At 58.6% G+C, this 17,658-nt stretch carries 28 protein-coding genes; 26 read left to right on the top strand and 2 right to left on the bottom strand.

All coding sequences use genetic code 11. The annotated features are described in order from the left end of the window. Window positions 1-451 precede the first annotated feature (451 nt). Both ACVWSC_RS19275 and ACVWSC_RS19270 read right to left on the bottom strand, forming a co-directional pair. A complete protein-coding gene (locus ACVWSC_RS19275; RefSeq protein ID WP_442108719.1) occupies window positions 452-685 on the bottom strand; it encodes a hypothetical protein in 234 nt (77 codons plus the stop codon). Window positions 686-756: 71 nt separating this feature from the next. Then, the gene (locus ACVWSC_RS19270; RefSeq protein WP_476461751.1) at window positions 757-1,509 is read right to left on the bottom strand and encodes a S24 family peptidase; all 753 of its coding nucleotides are present in this window, start codon (window positions 1,507-1,509) and stop codon (window positions 757-759) included. Between the two features lie 84 nt (window positions 1,510-1,593). Here ACVWSC_RS19270 and ACVWSC_RS19265 point away from each other — a divergent pair, with 84 nt between their 5' ends. From ACVWSC_RS19265 to ACVWSC_RS19140, 26 genes are all read left to right on the top strand, one after another. Then, on the top strand, window positions 1,594-1,833 hold the full coding sequence (locus tag ACVWSC_RS19265; RefSeq protein WP_442108717.1) for a carph-isopro domain-containing protein: 240 nt from the start codon (window positions 1,594-1,596) through the stop codon (window positions 1,831-1,833). A gap of 30 nt (window positions 1,834-1,863) precedes the next feature. Further along, window positions 1,864-2,058, top strand: a complete 195-nt coding sequence (locus ACVWSC_RS19260) for a hypothetical protein (protein ID WP_442108716.1) — start codon at window positions 1,864-1,866, stop codon at window positions 2,056-2,058. 49 nt (window positions 2,059-2,107) lie between these two features. After that, complete coding sequence (locus ACVWSC_RS19255; RefSeq protein WP_442108715.1) at window positions 2,108-2,305, top strand: hypothetical protein; 198 nt, start codon at window positions 2,108-2,110, stop codon at window positions 2,303-2,305. A gap of 71 nt (window positions 2,306-2,376) precedes the next feature. Next, window positions 2,377-3,225, top strand: coding sequence for a replication protein (locus ACVWSC_RS19250; protein ID WP_442108714.1), 849 nt, complete (start codon window positions 2,377-2,379; stop codon window positions 3,223-3,225). Continuing rightward, entirely contained in the window at window positions 3,215-4,021 is an 807-nt protein-coding gene (locus ACVWSC_RS19245) for an ATP-binding protein (RefSeq protein WP_442108713.1), read from the top strand. The genes ACVWSC_RS19250 and ACVWSC_RS19245 overlap by 11 nt, the downstream gene beginning before the upstream one ends. Further along, window positions 4,021-4,467, top strand: a complete 447-nt coding sequence (locus ACVWSC_RS19240; protein WP_442108712.1) for a recombination protein NinB — start codon at window positions 4,021-4,023, stop codon at window positions 4,465-4,467. Before ACVWSC_RS19245 ends, ACVWSC_RS19240 begins: the two co-directional genes overlap by 1 nt. Further along, a complete protein-coding gene (locus ACVWSC_RS19235; protein WP_442108711.1) occupies window positions 4,464-4,766 on the top strand; it encodes a nuclease domain-containing protein in 303 nt (100 codons plus the stop codon). Before ACVWSC_RS19240 ends, ACVWSC_RS19235 begins: the two co-directional genes overlap by 4 nt. A gap of 112 nt (window positions 4,767-4,878) precedes the next feature. Continuing rightward, a complete protein-coding gene (locus tag ACVWSC_RS19230) occupies window positions 4,879-5,259 on the top strand; it encodes a hypothetical protein (RefSeq protein WP_442108710.1) in 381 nt (126 codons plus the stop codon). Beyond that, the gene (locus ACVWSC_RS19225; protein ID WP_442108709.1) at window positions 5,256-5,618 is read left to right on the top strand and encodes an antiterminator Q family protein; all 363 of its coding nucleotides are present in this window, start codon (window positions 5,256-5,258) and stop codon (window positions 5,616-5,618) included. Before ACVWSC_RS19230 ends, ACVWSC_RS19225 begins: the two co-directional genes overlap by 4 nt. Before the next feature lie 167 nt (window positions 5,619-5,785). Continuing rightward, window positions 5,786-6,112: a peptidase M48, Ste24p gene (locus ACVWSC_RS19220; protein ID WP_442108708.1), complete on the top strand. Its 327-nt coding sequence runs from the start codon at window positions 5,786-5,788 to the stop codon at window positions 6,110-6,112. Beyond that, on the top strand, window positions 6,109-6,405 hold the full coding sequence (locus ACVWSC_RS19215; RefSeq protein WP_442108707.1) for a hypothetical protein: 297 nt from the start codon (window positions 6,109-6,111) through the stop codon (window positions 6,403-6,405). The genes ACVWSC_RS19220 and ACVWSC_RS19215 overlap by 4 nt, the downstream gene beginning before the upstream one ends. A gap of 2 nt (window positions 6,406-6,407) precedes the next feature. After that, a complete protein-coding gene (locus ACVWSC_RS19210; protein ID WP_442108706.1) occupies window positions 6,408-6,896 on the top strand; it encodes a hypothetical protein in 489 nt (162 codons plus the stop codon). Window positions 6,897-6,898: 2 nt separating this feature from the next. Then, window positions 6,899-7,138, top strand: coding sequence for a hypothetical protein (locus tag ACVWSC_RS19205; RefSeq protein WP_442108705.1), 240 nt, complete (start codon window positions 6,899-6,901; stop codon window positions 7,136-7,138). Between the two features lie 3 nt (window positions 7,139-7,141). Further along, window positions 7,142-7,771 (top strand): hypothetical protein, encoded by a 630-nt coding sequence (locus ACVWSC_RS19200; protein ID WP_442108704.1) that lies wholly within the window; start codon window positions 7,142-7,144, stop codon window positions 7,769-7,771. Beyond that, window positions 7,731-9,191, top strand: a complete 1,461-nt coding sequence (locus tag ACVWSC_RS19195) for a phage terminase large subunit family protein (protein ID WP_442108703.1) — start codon at window positions 7,731-7,733, stop codon at window positions 9,189-9,191. Before ACVWSC_RS19200 ends, ACVWSC_RS19195 begins: the two co-directional genes overlap by 41 nt. 10 nt (window positions 9,192-9,201) lie before the next feature. Continuing rightward, entirely contained in the window at window positions 9,202-9,465 is a 264-nt protein-coding gene (locus ACVWSC_RS19190) for a hypothetical protein (RefSeq protein ID WP_442108702.1), read from the top strand. Between the two features lie 2 nt (window positions 9,466-9,467). Then, window positions 9,468-11,156, top strand: a complete 1,689-nt coding sequence (locus ACVWSC_RS19185) for a portal protein (protein WP_442108701.1) — start codon at window positions 9,468-9,470, stop codon at window positions 11,154-11,156. Further along, complete coding sequence (locus tag ACVWSC_RS19180; RefSeq protein ID WP_442108700.1) at window positions 11,157-11,468, top strand: hypothetical protein; 312 nt, start codon at window positions 11,157-11,159, stop codon at window positions 11,466-11,468. Continuing rightward, window positions 11,465-12,085: a hypothetical protein gene (locus ACVWSC_RS19175; protein ID WP_442108699.1), complete on the top strand. Its 621-nt coding sequence runs from the start codon at window positions 11,465-11,467 to the stop codon at window positions 12,083-12,085. The genes ACVWSC_RS19180 and ACVWSC_RS19175 overlap by 4 nt, the downstream gene beginning before the upstream one ends. 16 nt (window positions 12,086-12,101) lie before the next feature. Then, window positions 12,102-13,097, top strand: a complete 996-nt coding sequence (locus ACVWSC_RS19170; protein ID WP_442108698.1) for a major capsid protein — start codon at window positions 12,102-12,104, stop codon at window positions 13,095-13,097. A gap of 13 nt (window positions 13,098-13,110) precedes the next feature. Beyond that, complete coding sequence (locus ACVWSC_RS19165; protein ID WP_442108697.1) at window positions 13,111-13,503, top strand: Bbp16 family capsid cement protein; 393 nt, start codon at window positions 13,111-13,113, stop codon at window positions 13,501-13,503. After that, window positions 13,496-13,741 (top strand): hypothetical protein, encoded by a 246-nt coding sequence (locus ACVWSC_RS19160; RefSeq protein ID WP_442108696.1) that lies wholly within the window; start codon window positions 13,496-13,498, stop codon window positions 13,739-13,741. Before ACVWSC_RS19165 ends, ACVWSC_RS19160 begins: the two co-directional genes overlap by 8 nt. A 56-nt stretch (window positions 13,742-13,797) precedes the next feature. Further along, a complete protein-coding gene (locus ACVWSC_RS19155; protein WP_442108695.1) occupies window positions 13,798-14,433 on the top strand; it encodes a phage connector family protein in 636 nt (211 codons plus the stop codon). Continuing rightward, window positions 14,430-16,754: a phage tail protein gene (locus tag ACVWSC_RS19150; protein WP_442108694.1), complete on the top strand. Its 2,325-nt coding sequence runs from the start codon at window positions 14,430-14,432 to the stop codon at window positions 16,752-16,754. The genes ACVWSC_RS19155 and ACVWSC_RS19150 overlap by 4 nt, the downstream gene beginning before the upstream one ends. Further along, window positions 16,735-17,181 carry a hypothetical protein gene (locus ACVWSC_RS19145; protein WP_442108693.1) on the top strand — a complete coding sequence of 149 codons (447 nt, stop codon included), beginning with the start codon at window positions 16,735-16,737 and terminating at the stop codon, window positions 17,179-17,181. Before ACVWSC_RS19150 ends, ACVWSC_RS19145 begins: the two co-directional genes overlap by 20 nt. Next, window positions 17,181-17,639: a hypothetical protein gene (locus tag ACVWSC_RS19140; protein ID WP_442108692.1), complete on the top strand. Its 459-nt coding sequence runs from the start codon at window positions 17,181-17,183 to the stop codon at window positions 17,637-17,639. The genes ACVWSC_RS19145 and ACVWSC_RS19140 overlap by 1 nt, the downstream gene beginning before the upstream one ends. The last annotated feature ends 19 nt before the right edge of the window (window positions 17,640-17,658 follow it).

Genomic DNA, 17,658 nt, shown 5'->3' with positions numbered 1-17,658 from the left:
ACCGCTAGGAGGCGTCATGGAGAAGAAAGACAATAGATCTGGCATTGTAATAATCGACAGCTCACCCGGGTGTGAAGCGAGATTCAGGCGCATCCTTGAGCTGGTGAAAGCGGGAGATATGGAGGCTGCCAAGACCATCTATGATGAGTCTAAACGGCTGCGCGCGCTTCAAGTTGAATCTAATGAAGAGGCGTGCGCGGATCCCGGATCGGAAACTCATACATGTGGGTTGCATCGCTCCAGCCGGACAGAGGATGAAGGTAGGTAGGATCAAGCTCTACGGAAAAAGCTGGGGAGTCATCAGGCGCCCACTCGAATACCGCTAAGGCCTTCCCATCGATCAACGCAAGGTCAACCCTAGACTCAAAGGTCTTTTCTCCGACGTAGACATAGATAAACAAAACCCCGTCTGCTGACCTATCCATTCTGTCCCCATGCAAGCTCAATGGCTTTATTTGTGCAGCCTATCCATAAACCAGTCCTTCACGAAGGACAGGCCAAATATCGCAAAGAACGAAACGATGTAGAGGGCGAAATAGGCAAGCTCTGCCCAGCTTCCGTGCTGGCGATGAAGCCATCCATCCAGCCACCAGACAACAACTGCAAGGGCGCCGAAAACCAGAAACGCGAGCGTCCAGGCGTGCTTTTCATGCGCGTCGTAAACCTTTTTCTCGGCTGGGGTCATTGCTTCCGCTCCTCACTTGCTGCGTCATGTGTATTTTCTCTCTTACACCTTTGGGCTTGGTCAGGACGCGGCTACAGAACCCCGCCACGCCAGATCACGCGACCAAGAATTCGGTGCTCATGGATTTCTCCATCAGGAATCTTGAGGTCCGCATACAAGGCCTTGTCCGGGTTATCACTTCGGACTATCCAGCCTTCCAGGTCGGAGAAGATCAATCGCTTGACGATGGCCCCCTTGTTTTCACTGAACAGTGCGAAAACTTGACCATCCACCGGATCTAATCGTGACTCATCGACCAAGAGCACGTCCCGATCATTGATGGTCGGCTCCATGCTTGACCCCTGGGCGTAGATGACTTTTAGGTTTTTGGGGTTGAGCCCCATATACCTGATCCACTCACGCTTAAAGGCCAGTGTTCCGCGGATTTCAACGTGCTCATTGGCGTGCCCTGGGCCGGCAGATAAAAGCGCGGAGTACTGCTTGATGTGAACATAAGCGTCCTCAGCGTCATCCTCGGTCGGAAATGCGGGGATCTCTGCAGGCTGCGGAGATAACGGTCGAGATTCTGGAGCGGGCCCTTCTTTCATTTCACCACGACCATACTCCAGCCACTCAACGCGGACCTTTAGAGCTGATGCCAGAGCAAGCATCTTGGCACCACCCGGCATAGATTCACCGTTGAGCCACTTGCTGCTGGCTTTGGGTGTGACCCCGGCAAGCTTCGCCAGGCGCGCACCAGCGCCCCACGACGGCATGTCGTTGGCGGACAGAGCAACCTTCAAGCGCGCCGCGAAGGCCGCTCGTATTTCTTCTATATGAACCATAGGTTCAATATCGCATGCGCTTGCATGTACTTTCAGTTCCGACATAATATGTACTGACAGTTCACATTTTCGTTGGAGTCCCCTATGCAGGAGCTCAAGAAGGCAATCGATGATGCAGGCGGGGTCACCGCAGTAGCTCTCGCTTGCGGGAAAACGCCGCGCGCCGTCTACAAGTGGCTCACCGCTGGTTGCCTCCCGCGCACCGAATACACCGGCGAGACCAGCTACGCCGAAAAGATCGCAGCACTGGCCAAGGCCAATGGCAAGCCGTTCAAGGCTCCGCGCCTTTTGGCTGTCACCGCGCCAACCAAGACCGCCGCCTAACCAATTCCAACCGCAAGGAGCAGTAAAGCTATGAGCGACTTATCACGACCCAATCACAAACACACCAACCAGACAAAGGTGTTGCTGGACGACGAATTTGAAGAGCTTCTTCGCTGCGCTGCGCGTGTTCAGCGCACGCCAAAGGCGGTCCTTGCACGCGAAGTCCTGAAGTCCTGGCTGCTCGATGCTGTTGGCAATTCTACCCGCGACAGCCGGGCAGCCTGAAGCCGAACCGTAAGGACTCAGTAGGGACCGATCAGGGACCGGAGGGCATATGCCAGATGAACGAAATGGTATGGCGCTTGTGGATCTTCTGGATGGCGAGGATCTGGAACTGTTGAAGGCGGAGGCAGCGCGAAGGGGGATGACCCCGGAAGAGCTGGCGAAGCTTGGAATGCAGCAGGAACTGACCAGACGAACCAGGCCAAGAGCCATGAGCGGAACCATACAAGCGTTTCGCAGAAGAGAGTAATCCCGGATTCCGGGCACAAAAAAACCACCGGGCATGGTGGCTTTTTCGACAGCAGTTCAACGAGAGAAATCATGACAAACATCATCCAAATTGACAAGTCCAGGGGGTTTACCCGTATGGACAACCAGCTGATGGATGGCTTGATGGCCATCGACTTGCCTGGTCGTGAACTCAAGGTTGCATTGTTCATCGCCAAGGCCACGATCAACTTCCAAGCGGGCGCCGTACGAATCAAGGCCACCGATGTGGCCAAGGCCACAAACCTACACCCTGATGTCGCATCGAGGGCTATCAGTCACCTGTTGAAGCGTCGAGTGATTCACCGCGTAGGCGGTGCGCGGGGCGATATCAGCATTTGCGACCCGAAAGAGTGGGTTTATTTCGAATGTCCGACTCGGACCAACCTGTCCGAGTCGGACAAAGTGGTGCGAATCGGATCTACCGCGAGTCGGACCAAAACCGACGACTCCCTTCTTTATTCTAAGAAACAAACCCCCTTAGTAACTCTTCCTTCGGAAGAGATTACTTCCTCCCCAGAGCAACTGGCACCGGCCAAGCCTGATCGCAAAGCTCCGTTCGGGATGACCCAGTTGCTGGCTGACAATCCTCACCAGGTGCCTGAGCAACTGTTGGCCGACTGGCTGGCCCAGCGCAAAGCCAAGCGCGCAGCAGTGACCGAAACAGTTTGGTCAACCGTAAACGCCGAGCTGTCCAAGTGCGCCGCCCAAGGCGTCGATGCCTCCACCGCGATAACCGAAGCGCTGACCGCTGGCTGGCAAGGATTCAAGGCGTCCTGGGTGATCAAGCGCCTGAACGATTCAAACCCTCCTGCTGCGCTGCCATCTCGCCACACTGGTTTCAATGATCGCGACTACCACGCTGGCCTGATTGAGCGGGAGGACGGTTCCTATGCGTTCTGAGCCAATCCCACCGAGTAATGAATTGCCGCCGGGTACGCGCGTTCAGCCCGCTGAATGTGGAACCCACGGTGCCTACGATCAGAGAGTAACTTTGGTGCTGGGTCGAGAGTTCAAGGCTGGGTGCCCGGAATGCTCCCGCATCGCCCGTGAGCAGCGTGAAGAGCAGGAACGCCAGACGGAAATAGCTCTTGTCCGCCAGGCCATGGAGCGCAAGCTGGGCGCCGCGCTGATCCCGAAGCGCTTTGCCGCCAAGACATTCGCAACGTACCGCGCCGATGGCGCCGGGCAGGCAAAGGCCCTGGCCAAGTGCAAGGCCTACGCGGACAGTTTCCCTGATCACCTCAAGGCGGGTCGCTGCATGTTGCTGTTGGGCAAGCCCGGCACCGGAAAAACGCATCTGTCCGTAGCGATCGCTAACGCCATCATGTCTACCAGTTCGGCGACAGCGGTGTATCGCACCATCGGCACGGTTCTGCAGGCCATCCGTGCCACCTACGATCGCGCCAGTGAGCAGACCGAGGCGCAGATCTTCTCCAGCTTGATCGAGCCTTCCCTGTTGGTTCTCGACGAGATCGGTGCGTCGAAGGAGAAGCCAAGCGACTTCGAACTGTCGACCTTGTTCTCGATCATCAACGGCCGGTACGAGCAGCAGCTGCCGACCATCATCGTGTCGAACCTCGGCGCCCAGGAGCTGCCAGCGGCTATCGGCGAGCGCTGTGCGGATCGTCTGCGCGAGGGTGGGGTAATCGTTCTCCCGTTCACTTGGGAATCGCAGCGCGGCAAGGAGGGCTTCTAATGGCTGATCTCATGCTCCGTACTGAGCAAGACCGAACCAGATTGATCGGATACTTGGCCGGACTTGACCTGGCCAAGCCGCGCAAGATCGCGATCACCGAAGTCCGCAACAAGCGTAGCGACGCCCAAAACCGTCTGCTGTGGATGTGGAATGGCTTGATCCAGGCGCACCTGCGCGATTCGTTCGGGCAAACCGCCAGCTCGGAAGAGTGGCACGAGATCTTGGTGGCCAAACTCTGGCCCGCCGAGGTTCACCCCGTCGAGCTTCCAGACGGCACCCGGTACCGCGTTGGCCGTGCCAAGACCCGCAAGTTCAACACCCAGCAGATGACCACTTACCTTGAGCTTCTGGACGCCTACTGTGCCGAGCACCTGCAGTTGCTCCTGCCGCACCCAGATGACCTGATGATGGCGATCTACGGCGAGCGCCGAGGGAGGGCGGCATGAGAGTAGTCAGCCAGAAACTGCGCGACTCCGCGCGCGGCCAAACCTGCACGTTGCGCCTTAACGGCTGCAGCCACGATGACGGCACCGTTGTTCTCGCGCACATCCCATGTGGCCAGAAAGGCATGGGAATGAAAGGCCCGGACATGATTGCCTGCTTCGCCTGCGACAACTGTCACTCGATCATCGACGGCCGACGCCGCGGGGAATACACCGATGCCGATCTGCTCCGCGCACTGGCGGAAACCCAGCTTATTTGGATCAAACAGGGCCTCATGAGGGTCCCGGGAGTTGCCGCATGAATGCCAACGATTATCCACTCATGCTTCTGCTTGCCATGGTCGTCTGTTCCGGCTACTGCCTTTTCCGTGGTTACGTCTGCGCCCAGAAGCGCAAGCGCCTGGAGGGCGGTGAGTGAGTAAGCCTGAAGAGCTACTGGCTTCTCACCTGAAGTTTCACAAGGTAGAGGCCTACACAGAGTACCGCTTTGGCGCTATCGCGGCAGGAGGACCTGGCAAGGGGCTTCGTGACCGACTCGCGAAAGCAGGTCTGCGAGATTGGAGGTTCGATTTTGCCTTCCCGGCCGAGATGGTGGCGGTCGAGGTCGAGGGCGGCGCCTGGACTGGTGGCCGACACACCACCGGAGCCGGGTTCAGCGAAGACCTCAAGAAATACGACGCTGCTATGCGACTGGGCTGGAACGTGTACCGCTGCGACCCTGGCATGGTGAAGTCGGGCCGGGCCATTGAAACGATTTTGATGTTGCTGAAGCTCAGCAAAGGGGAGGCATCATGACCTACGACGCAGAAGAACTCCTCACTCAGTGGGGGCGCTGGGTGTGGCAGGGGGCTGGAGTTCCCGGCTTTGGGATATCCCCTTTGTACGCCATCATGCGGGACAACGTTGAGCAGCCGACGGCGAACCTTCCGGCGGCAATCACTGATGATGAGGCGCTACTAGTTGACCGGGCTGTAGCGTCACTATGGCAGAGATACCCAAAGACTGCCGATTGCTTGCGGGTCTATTACTGCACTGGCATGACCATGCAGGCGGTGGGTAACCTGCTCGATTTACCACGATTGAAAGTCCGAGAGCTGTTGATCGCTGGAAGAACATACATCGAGGCATGTCTCGATATGAAAATGGCTGCGTGATCGGTTGACGTGTTAACACGATAGTGGCAGTATCGCGTCATATTGCGGTTTTACCGTTTCAAACAAGCCCGGCCATTGAGTCGGGCTTTTTTGTGCCCTTATTTCCTGGTGCTGCTCCCGGCAACACTTGCCCGCTATTCCGGGCCTTTTATTCCCCTGGAGTCCATATGGAGCCGACCACTACTGCGGCAGGCGCACTGCTGGCCAAGTACAGCGTTGCCCTGGCGGCTTTCATTGGTGCGATTCTCTCGCTGGGGTTCCTCAAGGGCCTAACCAGGGGCCAGGCAGCAACGGCTGTTCTGACTGGATTCTTCTTCTCGACCTACCTGACGCAGCCAGTATCTGCGTACTTGGCGAAAAGCCTTGAGCTGGAGATGAATGACTACCTCCTGTGCGGGGTGGCCTTCCTACTTGGCCTGACGGCCATGAACATCATTCCAGGGATCAAGGCAGCGCTTGGGCAATTCATCGCCTCGCGAGGCCCGACAGCATGATCAACTCAGTCCTGATGGCCGCTGATGCGCTTCTGTGCATTCTGGTGGTTCTTGCCGCGCTTGAGTATCTGCGTGCAGTGAACTTCGTCGACCACCCGGTTCTCGCGACCTCGTTCTACCTGGTCGCGATCGGGGCGTTCGGGCTGCTCATCAATCTGATGCGTGGGGCGCCCGCTGACCCATGGTCGGTTTTGATGCACACCGGGGTGGTGATGTATGCCTGGGCCCGACGCCAGTACATCTTCGAATACGACTGGCAGTGGAATGGCCAAGAGCGTCGTCGCAGGGGGTAGTCATGCCACAGGTAACCGCAGAAGAGACGTTCGAACTGGCAAAGCGCGGACTGATCTGGCGAGTTAGTCATGCCTGGGAGATGGCTGCCGCCGCTACATTCCACTTTGGCTTCATCATAGGCGAGCGCGACATGATCGCGCTGTCCCGTGAGTATTTCACGATGAGCACGGCGCTGAAGGTCGAGCTGTTTCAGGCAACCTGGACCGGCGGGGCTCCGGCAAAGACGATCAATCGTCGCCTTGAGTTCAAAGACCTTACACCACCAGTTCAGTGGTACCAAGGCGTTACGCCCGGAACCCTGGGTGCAGCTATTACCGGCTTCGAAGTCGAAAGCACCAGTTCGAACCGTGTAGGCAAGGATGGTGACAAAGAGCCGTTCATTCACACCGCTATGACCTCATACGTCTTAAAAGTGACGAATACAGGCTCAGGCAATCAGCCGTTCATGTTTGCGGCTGACTTCCGAATCAAGAATCCCCAAGAGTACTAAAGATGACCAAATATGAAGTCAAGACTGCAGATGGGGTGATCCATCGCATCGAGGCCTCGACCCATGTGCTGGATTCGAACGGCCTGACCCTGTACGTCGACGGCGGCAAAGCGGTTGCGATCTTCGCCAAGTTCGAATGGATGCGCGAAGCTGCTACGGAAACATCTGTTGCGGTCCAGCCTGAAGCTCCTGCTGATTCCGGCGCTGGCGAGGTAGTCACTCCTGTGGCGGGTGGGGAGTAAGCAGTGACCGAGAAGCAGGCGCCAGACTGGGAGCGGATTGAGCAACTGTACCGTGCCGGCTTGCTTTCAGTGCGCGAGATCGCTACAGCTCATGGCATCACCCATGGTGCAATCAACAAGCGCGCAAAGCGTGATGGGTGGGTCCGCGACCTCAAGGCAAAGATCAAAGCCAAGGCTGATGCACTGGTATCCAAAAGTTTGGTATCCACTGAGGTATCCAAAGAACAGCTGGCTACCGAACGAGCTACGGTTGAGGCAAGCGCTCAGGTCATCGCCAACATCCGCATTGCCCACCGGAGCGACATTGGCCGGTACCGCAACCTCGCCAACAAGATGCTGGAAGAGCTGGAAGGGCTTACGGACAACCGCGACCTCTTCGACCAACTGGGTGAGCTACTGCACTCACCAGACGACAACGGCCTCGACAAGCTGAACGACCTCTATCAGAAGGTCATCAGCCTTCCGAGTCGGACCAAGACCCTGAAAGACCTCGGCGACACCCTCAAAGTGCTGATCGCCCTGGAGCGCCAGGCCTACAGCATCGACGACGAACAGCCGGTCGATGACCGCAGCAAGATGACGGAAGAAGAACTTGATCGCCGAATCGCCAAGCTCTCGGGTGTTGCTGGCTGACAAGCTGGAACTACTCGCACTGCTTGAGGAAAAGGCGCGCCGCAATGCGCAGCGTCAGCACCTTCTGCAGTTTGGGACGCTTTACGACTGGCAGCTCAAGTACGTCCGAGCTACCGCAAGTCACCGCTCATGCATGCTCATGGCGGCCAACCGGGTGGGCAAGACCCGAACCGGGCTGACCATCGACGCCATCCATCTGCTGGGTGATTACCCGGATGACTGGGAAGGCCACCAGTTCGAGCACGCGCCGCTGTGTTGGTTGCTGGGTTACTCGATGGAGAAGACCCGCGACCTGCTGCAGAAACCTCTGTTCGGCACGCTGGAGCAGGGTAAGTGGACTGGCGGCCTTATACCGGCTGACCGGATTGTCGGCCACCTTTCGGCCACCGGCACATCTGGGGCGATGCGCGAGGTAAGGGTCAGGCACAGCAGTGGTGATATCGCCACAGTGCAGTTCTGGTCTTACAGCCAGGGTCAGCATGCGATCATGGGCGACAGCGTCGACTGGTACCACATCGACGAAGAGCCAGAAGACAAAGAGATCTACCCGCAGGTCATCACGCGGACAGCAACTGGTGACCGGGGCAGGGGCGGCAGGGGCATCCTGACCTTCACCCCTGAAAACGGTCGTACCGAACTGGTCGTCAAGTTTATGGATGACCCAGCTGACGGCCAGTACATGCAGCGCGCCACCTGGGATGACGCGCCGCACCTCAATGAAGAAACCAAGCGCGAACTGTTGGCGGCCTATCCGGCCTGGCAGCGCGACATGCGAACAAAGGGCGAACCATTGCTCGGTACCGGTCTGATCTTCGACTTCGGCGACGACGACATCAAGTGCGCGCCGTTTGAGTGCCCAGCTCACTATCGCGTCATCAACGGCATGGACTTCGGCTGGGATCACCCGCAAGCGCACGTGCAGCTGTGGATTGATCCAGAGGCTGACGTCATCTATGTGGCGCAGGCCTGGAAGAAGTCCAGGGTAACGCCGGTTACCGCCTGGGGCTCGGTCAAGAGCTGGTCGCAGCATGTTCCAACGGCATGGCCAAGCGATGGCCTGCAGTCGGAGAAATCATCGGGCGAGCAGCAGCGCGCTGCGTACGTCGATGCAGGCTGGCAGATGCTGGCCGAGCACGCGACATGGCCTGGTGGCGGTGTAGGCGTAGAGGCCGGACTGGTCGAGATGTACGAACGCATGACCACCGGGCGATGGAAGGTGTTCAGCCACTTGAGCGACTTCTTTGAAGAAAAGATGAGCTATCACCGCGATGAGATGGGGCGGATCGTCAAGCTGAACGACGACATCCTGTCTGCCGCGCGCTACGCCTACATGATGCGGCGCTTCGCCCGTCAAAGATTCCAGTGCAAGCCCGCAGAGAATGGCGTGCACCAATCCCACTACGACCCATTTAACTCCTGAGGAACACGCCATGGGCGGAGCAGCCAAGGCAGTAGCGAATGTGGCCACACTTGGCCTGGCCGGCAAAGTGCTTGGCGACTCCTTCGAGGCACCAAAGACCGGCACCACCACCGCCGACCAGATTGACACCAACGACGTGTCCAATGAATCCGCGCAAGGCTTGGCAGAGGATAAGCGCCGTCGCGCCAAGGCGGCCGGCCTGTCGTCAACGATCCTTGGTGGCGCAAATGCCCAGGCCGCGCCGACTGCAACCAAGACGCTGCTGGGGCAATAACGATGACTGACACCCTGCGTCAGAGGGCCGAGAAGCGGCTCGGCATGCTCAAGAATGAGCGCACGTCGTGGGAGACGAACTGGCGCGAGCTGTCCGAATTTATCCAACCGATGCGATCCCGCCTGCTGTGTGACCAGCAGGCCAACAAGGGCGACCGCCGCAACAGCAAGATCATCAACAACGAGGCGACCGAGGATAGCGGCGCCCTGGCCGCCGGCATGATGTCGGGCCTTACGTCTCGATCGCGTCCTTGGTTCAACCTGGTTGTGCAAGACAAGGAGGCGATGGAGTTCGGCCCGGTCAAAGACTGGCTGTTCGAAGCCTCGGAGCGCATGCGTGACGTTCTGCTGCGCTCCAACTATTACAACTGCCAGCACGTTTCCTATCTGGAAATGGGCGTGTTCGGCACTGGCGCAATCTGGATCGATGCCGACCTGAAGACTGGCATTCGCTGTGAAGTGTTCACGGCGGGTGAGTACTACGTCGCCAATGGCTCGGACGGTAAATGCAACAGCTTCTACCGCGAGTTCAAACTGACCGCCGCACAGATGGCGGAGCGGTTCGGCAAGGACAATCTGAGCGTACAGGCGCAGAACGCACTCAAGGAATCACGGCAAGACCAATGGTTCGACTGCGTGCAGATGGTCGAGCCGAATGCCGACCACGTGCCGGGCTCGAAGGTCAGCAAGCTGCTGCCCTACGTTGGCCTGGTGTGGGAGAAGGCATCACCGCCCGACAAGGTGCTCGAACACAAGGGCTACCATGAATTTCCGGTCGCGGTAATGCGCTGGGACGCACTGCCGGGTGATTGCTACGGAACTGGCCCGGGCCGTCGTTGCCTTGGCGACATCAAAGCCCTGCAGCTATACGAGCGCAACTCGGCGCGACTGGTTGAAACAGGCGCTAACCCTGCCATGCAGGCCCCGGCAGCCTTGCGCGGACAGCCAAGCTCTACAACACCAGGTTCGATCACATACGTTGATCAGGTTGGCGGCCAGAACCAGATGTCGCCGATCTACGAGCCCAGCGCACAGTGGCTGGCAGCCATCGAAGCGAAGATCGCCCAGTGCTCGACCCGCATTCGGCGCTCGTTCTACACCGACCTGTTCCTGATGATCAGCCAGATGGACGATGTCCGGACGGCTACAGAGATCAACGCTCGGCGTGAAGAGAAGATGTCCATGCTTGGGCCGGTGGTTGAGCGCGTTGACTACGAAGGCCTGGACCCGATCATCGAGCGCGTATTCGGCATCATGCTGCGCCAGTCGCTGCCGATCTGGGCGGGCATCATCGACGGCGAGCCCTTGCTGCCGCTGCCGCCAGAAGAGATCACCGACACGGTGGTCGAGGCTGATTACATCTCGATCCTGGCCCAGGCGCAGAAAGCCTCTGCTGTCACCGGCTTGGAGCGCATCGCCTCTACCATCGGCAACCTGTCTGCCGCGTTCCCAGAGGTCCGCGACAAGTTCGACGCCGACCAATGGGTAGATGAATACGGCGAAGCCATTGGTGTGGTTCCGACGGTCATTCGCGGCGACGAAGAGGTCGCAGCTATCCGCGAGCAGCGCGCCAAGCAGCAACAACAAGCAGAGGCCCAGCAGGCCCTGGCCAGTGGCGTGCAGGCCGCCAAACTCCTGTCTGAAACCCAGGTCACGGGCGACAACGCGCTCGGCCAGATTCTCGGAGCGTAAATGTTCGACGAAGACGAGATCTCGCAGCAGCGGGAGGAGGCGGAGCGCCTGAAACAAAGGTGCAGGCGCGATGACATTCAGTGGCTCATGGGTGACCAGCGTGGTCGCCGCATTGCCTGGAAGCAGCTTGTGGATTCGCGCTTTGAGTCCCGCTCAACCCTATTCGATACCCACGGCGGCCGACAGAACTACTACCTCGGCATGTATGAGGTAGGCCGCCAGTTTTCAGACGAAATCCGAGACCTGTGCCCCGAGCAGTACCTGCTCATGGTGCGGGAGAACACCCCTAAAACCGATGAGGTTGCCCCATGACCGATGCAGTCGATACCGCCACCACTACCGCAAGCGGGACCGAGAGTGCGACGTCTCAGGCCGTGACCACCGAGCAGCAGACCGCTGCAACGGATCAAGGCCAGCAGCAAGCCCAGCAACAACAGCAAGAGCAGGCCGCAAAGCCTGTAGTTCCTGAAGCCTACGCCTTCTCCAACCTGCCCGAAGGCTACTCCATCAGCGAAGAGCAGCTGGCGGCATTCTCGCCAGTGCTGAAGGAACTGGGCCTGACCCAGGAACAGGCCGACAAGCTCGTTGCATTCGACGCCCAGCGTGCCCTGGCGGCCAATGAAGCCAGCCAGCAGCAGGCCGTCGATTTCCGCAACAAGCAGGTCGGCGAGTGGGAAACCGCTCTGCGCAGCGACGCCTCGTTTGGCGGTGCCAACTTCGACGCAAACGTCGCCATCGCTAAGCAGGCCTTGGCTGACTACGGAACGCCAGAGCTCACCACGATGCTTGCGGAATCTGGCCTTGGCTCACACCCGGAAGTCGTTCGCTTCTTCCACAAGGTCGGCCAGCAATTGGCCGAGGGCAAGCTGCATCGCACCACCACCGAAGTCCCAAAACCTGAAATATCCATCGTTGACGCCTTCCGGTAAGGCCAAGGAGTAGCACGTGGCAATTCTCACCTCGACCATGCCGACCCTGATCGACAAGTTCAGTCGTCAGGACAGCACCCAGAAGATCATGAAGATCGTGGAGCTGATGGCAAAACAAAATGACATCCTCATGGATGCCGAGTACATGGAGTGCAACGACGGCTCCAAGCACAAGACCACTATGCGCTCGGGCATCCCAGAGCCAACCTGGCGGATGTTCAACCAAGGCATCCAGCCGAGCAAATCGACCACCGTTCCAGTGCTGGACACTACTGGCATGATGGAAGACTACGGTCTGGTAGACAAAGCTTTGGCCGACCTCAGTGGTAACGCCGATGCCTTCCGCGCCTCTGAGAACCTGGGCAAGCTCCAGGGCTTCAACAACAAAGCCGCCCGCTACATGTTCTACGGCAATAGCCAGGCGGAGCCTCAGGCGTTCCTCGGTCTCGCGCCGCGCTACAACTCGCTGGCGGCTGAATCGGGCCGGAACATCGTCGACTCTGGCGGTACCGGCTCTACCAACACATCGATCTGGTTCGTGACCTGGGGCGAGCTGACCACCCACCTGATCTACCCGAAAGGCAGCGTTGCCGGTTTCCAGCACCGCAACCTCGGTGAGGACACCGTGAAGGATGATGTCGGCGGCGAGTTCCAGGCTTACCGCGACCACTTCAAGTGGGATATCGGCATGTCCGTTCGCGACTGGCGCGCCAACGCTCGCGTGGCAAACATCGACGTCAACCTACTGACCTCCGATGCCGCATCGGGTGCGAAGCTGATCGAGCAGATGATCAAGGCCTACTACCTGCTGGAAAACCCGATGCAGGGCGAAGGCAAGACCGTGATCTACGCCAACCGCACCATCCAGACTTTCCTGCATCTGCAGGCCATGAACTCGAAGAACGTCAACCTGACGCTCGGCGAGTACGCCGGCCGCAAGATCCCCGAACTGCTCGGCATCCCGATCAAGCGTTGCGACGAGTTGATCAATACCGAAGCTCGCGTCGTTTAAAGGAGAACGAACCATGCTCTTCGACAAAAAGTTGCTCATGTCGAACGCCCAGGCAATCACCGCCTCGGCTGCTTCGACCGACGTTATCGATCGCGGAGACCAAAAAGATGTTGGTCGCGCCGGTGACATTCCTCTGTGCATCCAGGTGGTCGAGGCTTTCAACACCCTGACCAGCTTGACTATCGAGCTTCAGGCTGATGACAACTCGGGGTTCAGTTCGCCGCGCAGTTTGTTCTCTGTGGTTGTGCCTCTGGCTGACCTGAAAATCGGTTACCAAACCCCAGTAATCACCCTGCCGCAGAAAACCGAGCGCTACCTGCGCCTTAACTACACCGTGACCGGCACTGCTCCAACCCTGGGCAAGATCACCGCTGGCGTTGTTGCAGGGGTGCAGACCAATGCCTAAGACCTATGAAGTGCTGGAGCGCTCGTTTATCAACGGACAGCTCTATGAAAAGGGCTATCGCGTTGTTCTGGAAATCGACAATCCAGGTAGCAATCTGAAACTGGTCGGCGGCGATGAGTCTGGTGGTGATGAGAAAGAATCCATCATTGCCGAACTGTTGACCTACGGCGTCGAAGTCGACAAGCGATCAGGCCTGGACAAGCTCCGCGCCAAGCTTGCCGAAGTCAAAGGCGGGTAACACCTGCACCACCTCAAGGGCCCTTCGGGGCCCTTTTTCTTTTCTGGGATGACCTCATGAGCTCCGTAATCGGCATTTGCAACATGGCGCTGTACCGGATCGGGAACAGCACGCGCATCGATGACCTGTCTGAGGCAAGCGTCGAGGCCGAGGTGCTGGGCCAGTTCTACGAGAACTGCCGCGATTATGTGCTGCGCGCCGATTGCGACTGGGGCTTTGCCACTGCGTTTGCGCAGCTGGCCGAAGTTGAAACCAATCCCAACCCAGAATTTTCCTATGCGTATGCGGTGCCGAATGACTGCATCCGTGTGCGCCGCATCGTGAATACCGCGTGGCAACAGGGGGTATGGCCTTGTGATCCGCAATCGCCGCTACCCGAAATTCGGAACATCAAGTTCCGCATCATCAACGGCGGCAGTCAGCGCCTGATCAGTACAAGCGTTTCGCCGGCAACCATTGAGTACACCGTCAAGGTCGAGTCGCCTGAGATGTTTGATCCGATCTTCGTCTCGGCTCTGTCGTGGTACCTGGCTGCGCAGGTTGCAGCGCCGCTGTCCAAGAGCGATGCCATCGTTGAGAAATGCGCGGGCATGTACAAGGCCGAGATCTTGGCGGCGGCTGCAGCAGCGCTGAATGAAGGGGTTGCGACCTATCCGCGTGAATCGGTGTTTATCACGGGGCGCGGCGCATGACCGATCTCATTCAGCCGTCGTTCAGCGCTGGTGAAGTTTCCCCTGCAACCTATGCCCGGGTTGATCTTGGGCGTTACTACACGGCGCTCAAGACCTGCCGCAACTACCAGGTTCTTCCTGAGGGTGGGGCGCAGAACCGCGCAGGAACAAAATTCATCGCAGAAACCAAGAACAGTGCCAGCACTGCACGCCTGATCCCGTTCCAGTTCTCGACCGAGCAGACGTACATTCTGGAGTTCGGCGACCTGTATATTCGCTTCATCAGCATGGGCGGCCAGGTAATCAGTGGCGGCCTGCCTTATGAGATCGCATCTCCGTACACCTCTGCTCAGTTGTTCGATTTGAAGTTCACCCAGTCGGCCGACGTGATGACCATCGTTCATCAGGATCACCCCCCGCGTGAGCTGGCACGACTGGCGCCGACAAACTGGACGCTGACGGCAATTACCTTCGAGCCCGGCATTGCAGCGCCAGCTGGACTTGCTGCCTCGCCGCGATCTGGGGGCACCGGCGACACGACCGAATACCAGTACAAGGTAACGGCGGTCAGTAGCATATCCACGGGCTCGGTCGAGTCCTGGGCCAGTAATACCGCGACAGTCAACAGCTGGGACAACAAGCCAGGCGCAACCCTGAGCTGGACTGCAGTTTCTGGGGCAGACCACTACAACGTGTACAAGAACAAGTCTTCCGGGGTGTTCGGCTTCATCGGACAGTCAGTCGGCACCACATTCAACGACATCAACATCACCCCGGAAACCGACAACACGGTACCGATCGGGTACAACCCGTTTACCGGTGGAAACAACCCTTCGGTGGTCGGCTTCTTCCAGCAGCGCATGGTGCTCGCTGCCAGCAAGAACAACCCGCAGACCGTATGGATGAGCCGCACCGGTGACTTCCATAACTTCGGCTACTCCGATCCAGCCAAGGACGACGACGGCATCGAGTTCATCATTGCCAGTGAACAGGTCAATCAGATCAGGCACCTGGTGTCGCTGCGTGATCTGCTGGCAATGACCTCTGGCGCAGAAATCGCCATTTCTGGCGGTACCGACTCCGGCGTGACCAAGGACAATATTTCAGCCATTGAGCAGAGTTACTTCGGCTCGAGCAACGTGACTCCAGCGATCTACGCGAACACCGCGCTCTATGTTCAGGCTCGCGGTGGGAAGCTCTCGACCCTGGCATTCAACTACGTGGCTGACGGCTTCCAGCCGCAAGATGTGAGCGTTCTGTCATCGCACCTGCTGCGCGGCTACACCGTCCGCGATATGGCATTCAGCCTGGCGCCAAACGGTATTCTGTGGATGGTCCGCAACGACGGGATGCTGTTGGGTTTCACCTTCCTGCCAGATCAGCAGGTCTACGCCTGGCACTGGCATGACACCGATGGTCAGGTCGAGTCGGTGGCAAGCGTCCCAGAAGACGATGAGGACGCCGTCTACCTGATCGTCAAGCGATCCATCAATGGCGTCACGAAACGCTACATCGAGCGCCTGCAGAGCCGACAGCTCAAAAAATCAGGCAGCGGTGACTACTGGTTTGACCGGGCATTCTTCGTGGACTGCGGCCTGACCTATGATGGTCGTCGCACCGGAACAGCTGTTTTGACGGGTGGAACAGACTGGAAATACCCGAACCCACTGACTCTATCCACGAGTGCAGCAACGTTTGATGTCGGCATGATAGGCCGTAGCGTGGTCATGTACGGCGGCGGCACTGAGAAATCAATCGGTGATCTGTTGACCGTCAAGATCACTGGCTACACGTCACCAACTGCCGTTACCGTCGAGCCGCAGACCTTGGTTCCAGAGAGTTTGCGCGGGGTGAGCGCGACCCGCTGGGGAATTGCGGCAACCACCATTTCTGGCCTTGCCCACCTCGAAGGCAAGACCGTCAGCGCGCTAGGAGACGGTAACGTTGCGCCTCAGATGGTTGTCACCGGCGGAGCTGTCACGTTGGACGGCCCGGCATTGGTGGTGCATGTCGGCCTTCAGATCACGGCTGACTTCGAAACACTGGACATTACTCTTTCCAGCCAGCAGGCCTTCTTGGCTAACCAGAAGCGCGTCAATCAACTGACTGTGCTTTGCCAGGAAAGCCGGGGCATCTTCGCTGGTCCTGATCTCGACCACCTAAAAGAATACAAGCAGCGCTCCACAGAGAACTATGGCGAGTCCATTGAGCTGTTGACTGGACGCGCAGAAATGGTGATTCCGGCCAACTGGAACAACAACGGCCGCGTGGTGATCCGCCAGAGTGACCCGCTTCCACTGACCATTCTGGGGATCATGCCGAATGTTCATGCCGGTGGATGAATATCTGATTGCCCAGGCCGTGGCCAATGCGCGGCAGGAAGACCGCCGCGAGTTCGAATGCCTGCGCGGGCTTACCGTCGAGCAGGAGCTGCGCCACTCGCTGGGTATCAGCGAGAAGGCCCAGGCTTTCGTTATGGGTGGCCGTGTGGTGGCGATCTTCGGTGAAATCAAGCACGACGACCGGGTCGGTGTGCCGTGGCTCATCAGCACCACCGAGATCGCCAAGTATCGACGCGCATTCCTGGTGGCATGTGACCGCGAGGTCGCACAGATGCGCAAGCGCCACCAGGTGCTGATCAATTACACCGACGCTCGCTATGCCAAGGCCCTGCGCTGGCTTCGCTGGCTCGGCTTCGAAATGCACGACGCCATCCCCTACGGGGCCAGTGGCGAGTTGTTCCATCCAATGACATTGAGGGGGTTCTGATGGGTGCAGCAGCAGGCGCAGGCCTGGCGGCAGGTGGCGGCCTGCTGAATGCCTATTCGCAGATCCAGCAGGGGAAAGAGGGCGTTCGCGCCGCCAATCGTCAGCAGCGCTACTTGGACGATCAGGCGCGCGACGTGATCGCGCAAGGAGATTTCGCCGCAGACTTGGCAAACGAGCAGGGCAGGCAAACTGCCGCCAGTCAGCGCACCGGATACGCCGCCAATGGAGTGGTCGTGGGTGAGGGCACTGCTGGTAGGGTTGAGCAGGACACCATTGATCTTGCGCGCCAGGACGCAGACCAACTACGCCGCAACGCCTTCAATCAAGCCATGGGGCTTGTCGATCAGGGCAACGAGGGCATCAAGCAGGCGAAGGCAGACTTCCGCACCCGCCGCCTTAACGCCTTCGGCTCGCTGCTGTCCGGCGGCGGTCAGGCCTACAACATGTACAGCAGGTAACTAGCATGGCAGTCCGAAT

This window comes from Pseudomonas sp. NUPR-002, assembly GCF_056322725.1.
The sequence above is the reverse complement of the archived record's forward strand: the minus strand, read 5'-3'. Positions and strand labels throughout refer to the sequence as shown.

Bases quoted from the DNA above. Each gene is read 5' to 3' on its own strand.
- ACVWSC_RS19205 (WP_442108705.1), top strand. From the start codon at position 6,899: ATGACCAAATATGAAGTCAAGACTGCAGATGGGGTGATCCATCGCATC.
- ACVWSC_RS19155 (WP_442108695.1), top strand. From the start codon at position 13,798: ATGAGCTCCGTAATCGGCATTTGCAACATGGCGCTGTACCGGATCGGG.
- ACVWSC_RS19260 (WP_442108716.1), top strand. From the start codon at position 1,864: ATGAGCGACTTATCACGACCCAATCACAAACACACCAACCAGACAAAG.
- ACVWSC_RS19255 (WP_442108715.1), top strand. From the start codon at position 2,108: ATGCCAGATGAACGAAATGGTATGGCGCTTGTGGATCTTCTGGATGGC.
- ACVWSC_RS19165 (WP_442108697.1), top strand. From the start codon at position 13,111: ATGCTCTTCGACAAAAAGTTGCTCATGTCGAACGCCCAGGCAATCACC.
- ACVWSC_RS19235 (WP_442108711.1), top strand. From the start codon at position 4,464: ATGAGAGTAGTCAGCCAGAAACTGCGCGACTCCGCGCGCGGCCAAACC.
- ACVWSC_RS19240 (WP_442108712.1), top strand. From the start codon at position 4,021: ATGGCTGATCTCATGCTCCGTACTGAGCAAGACCGAACCAGATTGATC.
- ACVWSC_RS19160 (WP_442108696.1), top strand. From the start codon at position 13,496: ATGCCTAAGACCTATGAAGTGCTGGAGCGCTCGTTTATCAACGGACAG.
- ACVWSC_RS19265 (WP_442108717.1), top strand. From the start codon at position 1,594: ATGCAGGAGCTCAAGAAGGCAATCGATGATGCAGGCGGGGTCACCGCA.
- ACVWSC_RS19190 (WP_442108702.1), top strand. From the start codon at position 9,202: ATGGGCGGAGCAGCCAAGGCAGTAGCGAATGTGGCCACACTTGGCCTG.
- ACVWSC_RS19250 (WP_442108714.1), top strand. From the start codon at position 2,377: ATGACAAACATCATCCAAATTGACAAGTCCAGGGGGTTTACCCGTATG.
- ACVWSC_RS19145 (WP_442108693.1), top strand. From the start codon at position 16,735: ATGTTCATGCCGGTGGATGAATATCTGATTGCCCAGGCCGTGGCCAAT.
- ACVWSC_RS19185 (WP_442108701.1), top strand. From the start codon at position 9,468: ATGACTGACACCCTGCGTCAGAGGGCCGAGAAGCGGCTCGGCATGCTC.
- ACVWSC_RS19180 (WP_442108700.1), top strand. From the start codon at position 11,157: ATGTTCGACGAAGACGAGATCTCGCAGCAGCGGGAGGAGGCGGAGCGC.
- ACVWSC_RS19220 (WP_442108708.1), top strand. From the start codon at position 5,786: ATGGAGCCGACCACTACTGCGGCAGGCGCACTGCTGGCCAAGTACAGC.
- ACVWSC_RS19275 (WP_442108719.1), bottom strand. From the start codon at position 685: ATGACCCCAGCCGAGAAAAAGGTTTACGACGCGCATGAAAAGCACGCC.
- ACVWSC_RS19175 (WP_442108699.1), top strand. From the start codon at position 11,465: ATGACCGATGCAGTCGATACCGCCACCACTACCGCAAGCGGGACCGAG.
- ACVWSC_RS19140 (WP_442108692.1), top strand. From the start codon at position 17,181: ATGGGTGCAGCAGCAGGCGCAGGCCTGGCGGCAGGTGGCGGCCTGCTG.
- ACVWSC_RS19270 (WP_476461751.1), bottom strand. From the start codon at position 1,509: ATGGTTCATATAGAAGAAATACGAGCGGCCTTCGCGGCGCGCTTGAAG.
- ACVWSC_RS19245 (WP_442108713.1), top strand. From the start codon at position 3,215: ATGCGTTCTGAGCCAATCCCACCGAGTAATGAATTGCCGCCGGGTACG.
- ACVWSC_RS19215 (WP_442108707.1), top strand. From the start codon at position 6,109: ATGATCAACTCAGTCCTGATGGCCGCTGATGCGCTTCTGTGCATTCTG.
- ACVWSC_RS19210 (WP_442108706.1), top strand. From the start codon at position 6,408: ATGCCACAGGTAACCGCAGAAGAGACGTTCGAACTGGCAAAGCGCGGA.
- ACVWSC_RS19225 (WP_442108709.1), top strand. From the start codon at position 5,256: ATGACCTACGACGCAGAAGAACTCCTCACTCAGTGGGGGCGCTGGGTG.
- ACVWSC_RS19150 (WP_442108694.1), top strand. From the start codon at position 14,430: ATGACCGATCTCATTCAGCCGTCGTTCAGCGCTGGTGAAGTTTCCCCT.